Source organism: Arthrobacter nitrophenolicus, from assembly GCF_000332815.1.
GTDB lineage: Bacteria > Actinomycetota > Actinomycetes > Actinomycetales > Micrococcaceae > Arthrobacter > Arthrobacter nitrophenolicus.
This window is the reverse complement of sequence record NZ_AOFD01000047.1, coordinates 23,059-34,171: the sequence shown is the minus strand read 5'-3', so window position 1 is coordinate 34,171 and position 11,113 is coordinate 23,059. Positions and strand designations below refer to the sequence as shown.

Here is an 11,113-nt window from a genome sequence, read left to right as displayed (position 1 = left end):
AGTCCTGGTGGTTCCCGACAACCGCGACCTGGACCGGCTGGAAAACGCCCTGCATGCCGTGCTGCCGGAGGCCGCCGTCGCCCGGCTTACCGCGGAGGACGGGCCGACGCCCCGCTACCGCAACTTCCTGCGCCTCCTGGCCGGGCAGGCCCGCGTGGCCATCGGCACCAGGTCTGCGGCGTTCGCCCCCGTCCGGAACCTTGGCCTGGTGGTTTGCTGGGACGACGGCGACGACCTCCACATAGAGCAACGTGCACCGTACGCCCATGCCAGGGAGGTCCTGCTGCTGCGCGCTGAACAGGAAGGCGCGGCCTGCCTCCTTGCCGGGCACGCCCGCAGCACCGAGGTGCAGCGCCTGGTGGAAGCCGGATGGGTGCTTCCCGTGGAGGCGGACCGGCCGGATGTCCGCCGCACCGTGCCCCGGGTGGTCAACACCGCAGACAGCTTCGAGCAGGAACGTGATCCGTTGGCCACGGTGGCCCGGCTGCCCGGCGCCGCCTGGCGCGCTGCCAAGGAGGGCCTGGAACGCGGCCCGGTCCTGGTCCAGGTTGCGCGCGCAGGCTATGCCCCGTCCCTTGCCTGTGAAACCTGCCGTGAACCCGCCCGCTGCGGGACCTGCCGGGGGCCGCTGGCGCTGGCCGGCACCGCCGCCCTGCCCCAATGCCGCTGGTGCTCCACGCCCGCTCCGGACTGGAGGTGCGGCCACTGCGGCGGGCGGCGGCTGCGCAAAGGTGCCACCGGCGTGCTGCGCACCGCGGAGGAACTTGGCCGTGCGTTCCCCGGCACCACCGTGGTGACCTCCTCCGGCGACCAGGTGAAGGCGTCCGTCGGTGACGGCAAGGCCCTCGTCGTGGCGACGGTCGGGGCGGAACCCGTGGCGGACGGCGGTTATGCGGCAGCGCTGCTGCTGGACGGCGACTCCCTGCTGCGCCGGGAAACGTTGCGCGCCGGTGAGGACACTGTCCGGCGCTGGTTCAATGCCGCCGCGCTGGTCCGTCCGGCGGCAGCCGGGGGGCTGGTGGTGGTGACGGCGTCGGATACCGCCGCCACGGGTGCGCTCCTCCGCTGGGACCCGGCCGGCTATGCCCAACGGGAACTCTCCCTCCGGGCCGAACTCCAGCTGCCTCCCGCCGTACGGATCGCGTCCGTCACGGGACCCAGGGCCGCCGTCGAGCATTACACCGGGGCGGTGGAAGCCGAGCTTGAGACGGCCGGGATCACGCTCCGCACGGCCGGGCCGGCGCCCCTGCTGCTGAACGGTCCGCCCTCGCCGCGCCGCGCTGCCGAGGACGTCCGGACGCTCCTGTTCTTTCCCTACAGCCAGGCGGCCGCCGTGGTTCGGGTGCTCCGGGTGACGCGGGCCGCTGCAGCCGCCAAGCGCACCATGGATCCCGTCCAGCTCCGGCTGGACGGCGTGGACGTGCTCTAGCGCGTCCTGCCGCGGCGCCGCTTGACGATCTCGGCGGCCACCTCCACCAGCTGCCGTGCCGATTCATCCCAGCTGAACTCGCGGGCACGGGCCAGGGACCTGCGGGACACCGCCTGCCAGGTGGCCGGGTCCTGGAGCCTGGCCACGGCCTCGGCAAACTGCCCCGGGGAGGCGGGGTCCACGTACGTTGCCGCGTCGCCGCCCACTTCCCGGAAGATGGGAATGTCGCTGGCGATGACTGGAGTGCCGAGCGACATGGCCTCGACCAGGGGGAGCCCGTAGCCTTCGGCGCGGGAGAGGCTGACCAGGGCCGTGGCGGTCCGCAGCAGCGTGGCGTATTCCTCGTCGGTCACCCCGTTGTGGAAGACCACGGAGGCATCCGGTGCCACCAGGGCTTCCAGCTCCGCCCGCCGCTGCGGGGTGATCCTGCTGAGCAGGTGGAGGGTGTAGCCGGGAAGCTGCGCCATGCCGGCCACCATGGTCTCTACATTCTTGTAGGGCATGAAGGAGCCCATGTAGACAATCGACTTCTCCGCCCCGGCCTCGGCGGGCCTGGGGTCCAGTTCGGGCTGCGGGGCGTTGCTGATGATCCGCACCGGGCGGCGGGTCAGGCGGTACTTGGCGATGAGTGCTTCCGTGGTCCGGCTGACCGTGGCCACCGTATCGGCGCGGTCGAGGAGCACCCGCTGCGGCCAGAATGCCTTGTGGTAGAGCCGCCACAGCAGGCGCACGGGTGCGGGCAGGAAGCCGGGGGGATCCGGGTGCTCGTAGTAGATGAGGTCGTGCAGGGTCAGGACCAGGCCGTATTTCCGGCCCCAGGTTCCCATGGTCTGCATGGGGCACACCACCACGTCGGCGCCCAGCGCGTTGACCGTGCGCGCCACGAACAGCTCCCGGGGGGACAGCGGGCTGCTGATCAGGGTGTAGGGGACATCCGGAAGCAGGGCGAGCTGCCGGACATCGGAAATGAGCATGGACACATCGGCGATTTTCGCCGTCGCGGCAATCAGGCTCGCGCCGTAGCGGCTGATGCCGTCGTGGTGGTCGGTCCTGGTGAAACGGGCATCGATGATGATCTTCACGCGGGGTGGTCCTCCAGGAAGCTGCGGATGGAGCGGGCGGCGGGTTCGGGCGTCTCGTAGTGGATCAGGTGCCCGACGCCGGGAATCACCGTGAGCTGCCCGTCCGGAAGGAGTGCCGCCAGGCGGTGCTGGTCCGGAAGCATGGCGATCTCGTCTTTCTCGCCGGCAACCAGCAGCACGGGAAGGTTCAGGCTTCCGGCCACCTCAGCCACGTGGCTGCTGACGGACGCGGTGAAGGCTTCGAGCAGGCTGTCCCGGTTCGCGAACGCACTGAAGTAGGCGTGGTGCTGGCCGTGGATGAAGTTGCGGAGGCTGCTGTCCTTCGTCTTGGCCATGGCTTCGCTCATCACGCGGACGATCAGCGGGCTGCGCAGCAGCGCGAGCCCCAGGGGCCGGGGGAGGCGGGCACCCAGGCGGTAGTAGAGCACTGCCAGCCGGGTCATGATCCCTTTCGGCCCCTCAAGAGCGGGGGCGGCGATGGGGTTGATGAGGATGAGCGGGCTGACGGCGTCCGGATTGGCTGCCACGAAGTGCGCGGCGATGATGGACCCGAACGAATGGCCCAGCAGGACAGTGTCAGGGCCCAGGCCAAGTGCCGCCATGAAGTCCGCAATGAACCGGCCGTAGCGTTCCACCGAGTGGGCGCCGGACCGGAAGGCCCCGGAACTGCCGAATCCGGGAAGGTCGGGCATGACCAGGCGCATGTCCGGAAGCTGGTCGGCCACCCGCAGCAGGCCGTGGTGGTCGCCGCGGAAACCGTGGATGACCAGGATGGTGCGGGTGTCCGGGGTGGCGTGCAGGGGTGCACAGGTCCAGTAGGCAACCGTGGCACCGTCCACCTCCACGGTGGCGGCGGTGGTGCGGGCGGCGAGGTCCGGGCTGATGTAGGCGGGCGCGGTGGACTGTCCCGGGCTGGTTGTTTTCATTGTCACCGGCTCCTAGTTGACGTTGTCGGGATGGGAGCCGGTGCGGTGTCCCCGCTCCAGCCCGGCGATCGCTGCCATGTCCCGCTCGGAAAGATCGAAGCCAAAGACATCCATGTTTTCGCGGATGCGTGCTTCGGAGCTCGCCTTGGGAATGGCCACATGGCCAAGCTGCATGTGCCAGCGCAGGATCACCTGGGCAGGGGTCCTGCGGTGTTCCGCCGCGCAGGCCCCGATCACGGGATCGGCGAGCACCTGGCCCCTGCCGAGGGGACTCCAGGCTTCGGTCATGATGCCCAGCTCCTTGTGCTTGCTGCGCAGTTCCTCCTGCTGCAGCCAGGGATGGAGCTCAATCTGGTTGACGGCGGGAACCACCTCGGCCGTCTGCAGCAGCCGGTCAAGGTGTGCGGGCTGGAAGTTGCTGACGCCGATGGCGCGGACCCTGCCTTCCCGGTACAGCGTTTCCAGTGCCCGGTAGGTCTCCGGGTACAGCCCCTGCCGCGGGCAGGGCCAGTGGATGAGGTACATGTCCACGTAGTCCAGCCCCAGGTTGACCATCGAGTCATCGAAAGCCCGGAGCGTGGCGTCGTAGCGTGATGGTCGTTCCAGACCTTGGTGGTGATGAAGATATCCTCCCTGGAGAGGGCCGGAAAGAGCTCACCTGACCCTCCGCTGCCCGCCTGCGCGCTGAGCTGGGGGCTGATGCCGCGCGCCACGCCCAGCTCGTTGCCGTACATCGCTGCCGTGTCGAAGTGGCGGTAACCCGCCGCGAGGGCCATGGCAACGAGCCCTTCGGCTTCGGCAGCGGGCACCTTGTACAGCCCGAAGCCGAGCTGGTTGATCAGCACGCCGTTGTTCAGGCTGAGCCGGGGTGAGGTTCTCATGGCATCGACTCTACCACTCGCGGTGGCGAGGCCTTCGAAATCCACCAGCCGCCGCGCGGTTGCTTCATCCAGGATCAGGTCGGTGGCAAGGTTTGCTGCCAGGGCTCCCCGCAGGCTGTCGATCTTGGAGGCGCCGGAGACCACGCAGATCCTCCGCCGCACCTGCCGGAGCTGTGAAAGGGCCGGGCCGGTGGAGCGTTCGTTCAGGACAATGCCGTCGGAGGACCCGTCGCCGCGGAAGAAGACCGTGGCAACGTCACCCACCACATCCGAGGTGGCCAGCGCGTGGAGGTCGTCCTCGTCCAGGTAGCCGCCGGAGTAGACGTGGCTCGGGTAATCGGCATCCACCGAGCCGACGCCGAAGATGGCGATGCTCATCTTCGCCTGCAGCGCCAGGATGCGCTGCACGCTGCGTTCATTCCACATGGCGGTCTTGGTGGCGGCATGGTCGAAAAAAGCGGGCACCGGGAACTGCTCCACGCGGGCTCCGTACGCACTGCCGAAGCGGCGCATGATGTCGCTGGCGTAGGTAATGCCGGTGGTGTGCATGTTGCCCGCACCGTTCAGCTGGACGATGACGCTGTCATGGGTGATCTTCCTTGTCAGGTGCCGGCTGACGGCACTGATGGTCGATCCCCAGGCCACCCCGATGATGGTGTTCGAGTCCACCAGCGGCCCGATGGTCCGGGCTGCCTGGATGGCCACCCGGTCCAGGGTTTCGGCCTCGTTGAGCGTCTCGAGGACGGGGACCACGTGCACGTCCACGCTGTAGCGCTGCCGGATCATGCCCTCCAGTTCGGGCCCGGTGTCCAGGGGGTTGCGGATCTGGACCTGGACCAGGCCGGATTCGCGGGCAGCGGAAAGAAGCCGGGAAACGGTGGACCGGGAGGTCCGGAGTTCCCGTGCGATGGCATCCATGGTGAGATCCTGCAGATAGTACATCTGTGCAGCGCGGAGGGCATCCGCGTGCCGGGAGGGGTTCATCGGCATTCCGTTCTGCACGTTTGTGCATTGAGCTTGACTCCATTTTCCATCAGTTCAACCATGGTTTGGGAACGGCGGCGAAAGCGCCGCGCATCGGGAGAAATCACCAGGAGTAGTTGTGGGAGCCACAGAGCCAACCGTCCATCCATCCGCGCCCCGGCAGTCCGCCGAAGCGCCGAAGCCGGGGTCGGTGCGAAGCCCGGTGGGCAACCTGAAGCGGCGTCCGCATGCCAAAGTGCTGGTGGTGGGCGGCGGCATCAACGGTGTGGGCACGTTCCGCGACCTTGCCCTGCAGGGTGTCGACGTCGCACTCGTGGAACGCGGCGACTACTGCCAGGGTGCAAGCGGTGCGTCATCGCACATGATCCACGGCGGCATCCGCTACCTGGAAAACGGCGAGTTCCGGCTGGTCCGGGAGTCGGTGGTGGAGCGCAACAGGCTGCTCCGGATCGCGCCGCACTACGTCAAGCCGCTGCAGACCACCATTCCAATCTTCAGCACCTTCTCCGGCGTACTGGCCGCGCCCCTACGCTTCCTCACGCACAAGCAGCAGGGCAAACCGAAGGAGCGCGGCGCGTTCCTGATCAAGCTCGGCCTGAGCCTGTACGACTCCTTTTCCCGGGCCGGCGGTACAGTGCCCCGGCACCGGTTCCTTGACCACAAGCGGGCATTGGCGGAGCTGCCTGCGCTGCGGCCCGACGTCAAATACACGGCCACCTACTTCGATGCCTCCGTGCACAACCCCGAGCGGCTTACCCTCGACGTGCTGCAGGACGGCGAACTGGCCGGCCGGACGGGCGCCGCCCCGGGGCAGGGAGACACTGCCCGTGCCAGCAATTACGTGTCACTGCAGTCCATGACGTCCCGGCCCAACCCTGGAACCGGGCGGGGAAGCACCGTCCGGCTCCGGGACGAACTGACGGGGGACGAATTCGACTTCACCGCCGACGTCATCGTCAACACCACCGGTGCCTGGGTTGACCTGACCAACCAGGCGATGGGCTCCACCTCGTCCTTCATGGGCGGCACCAAGGCTCGCACATCGTGCTGGACAACCCCGCCCTGCTCGAGGCCTGCCGCGGCCGGGAGATCTTCTTCGAGCACACGGATGGCCGGATCGTCCTGATCTATCCGATGGGTGACCGCGTGCTGGTGGGCACCACCGACGTGGATGCCGACATGGCCGAGGACGCCGTCTGCACCGACGAGGAAATCTCGTACTTCTTCGACCTCATCGGGCACGTGTTCCCCGCGGTCCCGGTGACCCGCGAACAGATCGTCTACACCTTTTCGGGCGTACGTCCCCTGCCCCGGCATGACGCCACCCAGCCGGGCTTCGTCTCCCGCGACTACCGCATCGAGCGCCGCGGTCCGGCAGCTGGCGGGACGGGCGCCGTCGTCCTGAGCCTGGTTGGCGGCAAATGGACCACCTTCCGTGCCCTCGCCGAGCACCTGGCCGACGACGTCCTGGCCGTGCTGGGCAAGGAGCGCCAGGTGAGCACTGCACAGCTGCCCATCGGCGGCGGCGCCGGTTTCCCCGCCGACGAGCCAGGCGTCCAGCAGTGGATCAAGGCGCATATGGCCCCCGGCCGGGACGCGGACCGCACCGCCGGGCTCCTGACGCGCTACGGCACCCGTGCGGAGGCGGTCATGGAATACCTCGACGCCGGCGAGGACCGGCCGCTGCACTCCACCCGCGAGCTGAGCGTGCGTGAACTCGAGTTCATGGCTGCCAACGAGCAGGTGGGCCACCTGGTGGACGTCCTCATCCGGCGGACCTCCCTGGCCTTCCGCGGGCTCGTCACGGGGGAACTGCTCAATGAGGTGGCAGAAGTGCTGGCTGTTCCGCTTGGATGGGATGCAGCAGCCCGGAAAGCGGAGATCCTCCACGCCCAGGACGTGCTGAAGCGCTTCCACCGGGTGGAAACGCCCAGCCTGGTGGCGTAGCGGTACCCCGCCGCCATCCACCGCCACCAAACCGACAAGGACGTCATCCATGAACCAGTACATTCTCGCCATCGACCAGGGCACCACCAGCACCCGCGCCATCATCTTCGACCACTCCGGCGGCATTGTCTCCTCGGGGCAGATGGAGCACGCGCAGATCTTCCCGCAGGCAGGCTGGGTGGAACATGACCCAGCGGAAATCTGGAACAACACCCGCGAAGTCATTGCCTCCGCCCTGTCCAAGGCGAACCTGACGCGGCACGACATTGCCGCCGTCGGAATCACCAACCAGCGCGAAACCGCCGTCGTGTGGGACAAAACCACCGGTGAGGCGGTGTACAACGCGATCGTGTGGCAGGACACCCGGACGCAGGACATCGTGGACGAACTGTCGCGGGACGGCGGAAGTGACCGCTTCAAGCAGAAGGTCGGACTGCCGCTGGCCACCTACTTCTCGGGCACCAAGATCAAGTGGATCCTGGACAACGTCGCGGGGGCCCGGGAACGTGCCGAAGCGGGCGACCTGCTGTTCGGCAACACTGACGCGTGGGTGCTGTGGAACCTGACGGGCGGCGTGGACGGTGGCGTCCACGCCACGGACGTCACCAACGCGTCCCGTACGCTGTTCATGGACCTGGAGACCCTGCAGTGGGACGAGGACATCCTGAAGGTCTTCGGCGTGCAGCGCAGCATGATGCCGGCCATCAGGTCGTCCTCGGAGGTGTACGGCCACGTCCACACCTCCCAGCTGCTCCGGGAAACGCCGGTGGCCGGAATCCTCGGCGACCAGCAGGCGGCCACGTTCGGGCAGGCGGCCTTCGAAACCGGCGGGGCCAAGAACACGTACGGGACGGGCTGCTTCCTGATCTTCAATACCGGCGGGGAGATTGTCCACTCCAGGAACGGACTCCTCACCACGGTCGGCTACAAACTGGGGGACGCCGCCCCGCACTACGCCCTCGAAGGATCCATCGCCGTCGCGGGCTCACTCATCCAGTGGCTGCGGGACAACCTGGGCATGATCAGCAGCGCGCCAGAGGTGGAAACCCTGGCGGCGTCCGTCAAGGACAACGGCGGCGTCTACATCGTTCCGGCGTTCTCGGGCCTGTTCGCCCCGCACTGGCGCCCGGATGCCCGCGGCGCCATCGTCGGCCTCACCCGTTTTGTCAACAAGAACCACATAGCCCGTGCCGCGCTGGAAGCCACCGCCTTCCAGACCCGCGAGGTGCTGGACGCCGTCAACGCCGACTCCGGCGTGCCCCTCAGCGAGCTTAAGGTCGACGGCGGGATGGTGGCCAACGACGCACTGATGCAGTTCCAGGCGGACATCCTGGGTGTCCCCGTCATCCGTCCCAGGGTCATCGAGACCACAGCGCTTGGGGCGGCCTACGCGGCCGGGCTGGCGGTCGGGTTCTGGAAGGACCTGGGCGAGCTGTCAGCCAACTGGTCGGAGGACAAACGGTGGGAGCCGCAGCTCGACGCGGCCGAGCGGGACCGGCAGATGCGCCTCTGGCGGAAAGCCGTCACCAAGTCCATGGACTGGGTGGACGGGGATGTGAAGTAGCCCTTCGGAGCCAGGGCCGGCCCCGGACTCAGACTGTGCCGGTTTCCACGATCCCTTTACTGCCATCCACTGTGACCCATTGGCCGGTGTGCAGGACCCTCGTGGCGTTGCCGGTGCCCACCACGGCCGGAATCCCGTATTCCCGCGCCACCAGGGAGGCATGCGCGGCGAGGTTACCCGTATCCGTGACGACGGCGGCGGCGCTGGCGAAGAGCGGGGTCCAGGCAGGTGCCGTCGCCCTGGCCACGAGGACTTCGCCCGGCCGGAAGCCCGCGAAGTCGGCCGGACCGCCGACCAGCCGGACCTGCCCGCGGGCGCGGCCGGGGCTTGCCGGGTGCCCGCTGAGTGCCCCTGCGGGAAGGGCGCGTTCTGAACGGGCCTTGTTGGCTATCCGGTCAAAGGAGTTGCCCAGCAGGGGCAGAGTGCCCAGGGTGAGCGGCGCGTCGAGTTTCCGCTGCCGCAGCCAATCATCCGGCGCCGGGACACCTCAGCGTGCCGGGGTGGTCCGTTGGTTCGGAGCTCCCGCCGGGTAAGGAAGTAGACGTCCTCCGGATCGCTGATGGTTCCGGCCTGCTGCAGGATTGTTCCAATTCGCGCAGCGCACCGGCGCAGCAGCGGCCAGCCCAGCGTGAAGTCGCGGGCCTGTTCCTCCCGCAACAGCGCGTAGTGCTGGGCAACGGCCAGGAGGGTGTCGAAGCGGCGCAGCGGCGGGTTCCGCGCAGGGTCCGACGGCAGGCAGCCTCGGCCGCCCGGCGCCGGTCCGCGGCATTGGAGGGAGCATGGCGCCTGGCGTCGGCCGGTGCCAGTGACACTGCCGGCTCCTCGCCCGCTGTCCTGTGGTACCAGTCAAGGCTGTACACGGCATGGGGCACCTGGGGCGGGGCGGACGGGAGCAGCCCGCCGAGCAGTACCTGGTAGCCCTCAGCCCCGGATGCCGCCGGGACCCCGGAAGCCACAGCGGCCGCCAGGTGCCGCCGCCAGAAGCGGGCAAGGGCCATCTCCATCTTCCAGGCGGCACCGCCGGTGACCGAGAAGTACCAAAGGTAGGCTCCTGCCGCGCCCACCACGTCCTCCACCTGGCCGATGATGTCCGGAAGGCCGGCCGCATCGCCGCCCGCCGGCTGTCCCTCCGCCAGGCGGCGGTAGGCCGGGAGGCACTCCGTCCGCCATTCGTCCTCCAGGCTCCGCAGGACAGCGCGGTCGGCACCGCGCGGGTCCAGCATGGGACGGACCACGCAGTTGAAGATGTAGCGCAGCGACCCGCCAAACAGCAGGTGGGGGAGCGCCCTCGGCGTCGGCGGAGCCACGTAGTACCAGCCGTTGACCGCGGCGTGTTCCATCGGCACCTGGACGCCGGTGGAGTGCGCCACAGCCCGGTTGTAGGCGGAGTCCAGGGTTGGCACCAGCCAGTCCATGAAGAGCGGGGTGACCGGTTCGGGCAGCCATTCGCCCAGCCGGAAGTTGCGGATCCACACGCCCTTCCCCGGCCGCTGCCAGGCCACCGGTTCAGGGACGGCGGTCATTGGCCGCGCCTGCACAAGCTGGACCTGGCCGGACCTGTCCAGCGCCCATTCGACATCCTGGGGAGCACCGAAATGCCCGGCGACCCGCTGGGCCGCGGCCGCCACCGCCGTCGCGACTTCCGCCGTCAGGAGGTCCCCGCCGCGGGTGCACGTGGCGCTGCCGTTCCGGACTGTCCATTCTTCTCCGCCCTCGGAGCCGGAGACGAGCCCTTCAGCGAGCCCCGGCACAGCGGAAATAACAGTTTCGTCCCGGGCCCCGGTCAGCGGGTTGGCGGAGAATGCGACACCCGCCGCCGTGGGCTCCACCATCTGCTGGACCAGCACGGCCATGGCTCCGCTGCCGGCCTGGCCGAGGGACTCCTGATAGGCGCGCACCCTGCCGGCCTCCGCCGACTGGAAGCAGCGGGCAACCGCAGCGGCCAGGCCTGCCGGCTCGACGTTGAGGTAGCTTTCGTACATGCCGGCGTAGGACGCACCCGGCAGGTCTTCAGCGGCGGCGGAGGAGCGGACGGCATAGGGGCCGGGGCCCGCAGCGAGGGCAGCGTCCTGCAACAGGCGCAACCAGTCGCCGCGTCCCGAGGCGTCGTCGTAGGCGGCACGGGTGACCACGTATCCGGGCGGAACCCGGAACCCTGTCATCCGCAGCCGGGACAGGGCGGCGGCCTTGCCGCCAACAGCGTCCCGCTGCAGTGCGGCGGCTCCGCCAAGCCGGGGAAAGCGGCCTTCCGCGCCCGCGGCGTTCTCCGCATCATGCATGGCGTCACCTGCCGGATCGGG

Annotated in this window: 7 protein-coding genes and 3 pseudogenes; 4 read left to right on the top strand and 6 right to left on the bottom strand. The window is 68.8% G+C overall.

What is annotated here, in order from left to right; all coding sequences use genetic code 11:
* A partial coding sequence (locus G205_RS15550; RefSeq protein WP_009358820.1) for a hypothetical protein occupies window positions 1-1,429 on the top strand: 1,429 nt, incomplete at its 5' end.
* Here the strand turns inward: G205_RS15550 and G205_RS15545 are convergent.
* The 4 genes and pseudogenes from G205_RS15545 to G205_RS15530 form a co-directional block, all read right to left on the bottom strand.
* Window positions 1,426-2,511, bottom strand: coding sequence for a glycosyltransferase family 4 protein (locus G205_RS15545; RefSeq protein ID WP_009358819.1), 1,086 nt, complete (start codon window positions 2,509-2,511; stop codon window positions 1,426-1,428). The genes G205_RS15550 and G205_RS15545 overlap by 4 nt on opposite strands.
* Window positions 2,508-3,437 (bottom strand): alpha/beta fold hydrolase, encoded by a 930-nt coding sequence (locus tag G205_RS15540; protein WP_009358818.1) that lies wholly within the window; start codon window positions 3,435-3,437, stop codon window positions 2,508-2,510. The genes G205_RS15545 and G205_RS15540 overlap by 4 nt, the downstream gene beginning before the upstream one ends.
* Window positions 3,438-3,449: 12 nt before the next feature.
* A pseudogene (locus G205_RS15535) lies at window positions 3,450-4,318 on the bottom strand (aldo/keto reductase).
* Window positions 4,319-4,345: 27 nt separating this feature from the next.
* Window positions 4,346-5,302: pseudogene (locus tag G205_RS15530) on the bottom strand (sugar-binding transcriptional regulator); the annotation flags it as partial.
* 118 nt (window positions 5,303-5,420) lie between these two features.
* Between G205_RS15530 and G205_RS24100 the strand changes: the two are divergent.
* The 3 genes and pseudogenes from G205_RS24100 to glpK all read left to right on the top strand — a co-directional run.
* Window positions 5,421-6,574 (top strand): annotated as a pseudogene (locus G205_RS24100) (glycerol-3-phosphate dehydrogenase/oxidase); the annotation flags it as partial.
* Window positions 6,563-7,249: a glycerol-3-phosphate dehydrogenase C-terminal domain-containing protein gene (locus tag G205_RS24095; protein ID WP_420874313.1), complete on the top strand. Its 687-nt coding sequence runs from the start codon at window positions 6,563-6,565 to the stop codon at window positions 7,247-7,249. The pseudogene G205_RS24100 and the gene G205_RS24095, both read left to right, overlap by 12 nt.
* Before the next feature lie 49 nt (window positions 7,250-7,298).
* The gene (gene glpK / locus G205_RS15520) at window positions 7,299-8,813 is read left to right on the top strand and encodes a glycerol kinase GlpK (RefSeq protein ID WP_009358815.1); all 1,515 of its coding nucleotides are present in this window, start codon (window positions 7,299-7,301) and stop codon (window positions 8,811-8,813) included.
* 28 nt (window positions 8,814-8,841) lie between these two features.
* Here glpK and G205_RS23035 read toward each other — a convergent pair whose 3' ends face one another.
* Together G205_RS23035 and G205_RS20690 are read right to left on the bottom strand one after the other, a co-directional pair.
* Window positions 8,842-9,111 (bottom strand): PEP-utilizing enzyme, encoded by a 270-nt coding sequence (locus G205_RS23035; RefSeq protein ID WP_083875081.1) that lies wholly within the window; start codon window positions 9,109-9,111, stop codon window positions 8,842-8,844.
* A gap of 169 nt (window positions 9,112-9,280) precedes the next feature.
* Window positions 9,281-11,092 (bottom strand): PEP/pyruvate-binding domain-containing protein, encoded by a 1,812-nt coding sequence (locus G205_RS20690; RefSeq protein WP_009358813.1) that lies wholly within the window; start codon window positions 11,090-11,092, stop codon window positions 9,281-9,283.
* Window positions 11,093-11,113: the final 21 nt, after the last annotated feature.

Excerpts from the sequence above, each read along its gene's own strand:
- G205_RS15540 (WP_009358818.1), bottom strand. The coding sequence starts at position 3,437 with ATGAAAACAACCAGCCCGGGACAGTCCACCGCGCCCGCCTACATCAGC.
- glpK (WP_009358815.1), top strand. The coding sequence starts at position 7,299 with ATGAACCAGTACATTCTCGCCATCGACCAGGGCACCACCAGCACCCGC.
- G205_RS20690 (WP_009358813.1), bottom strand. The coding sequence starts at position 11,092 with ATGCATGATGCGGAGAACGCCGCGGGCGCGGAAGGCCGCTTTCCCCGG.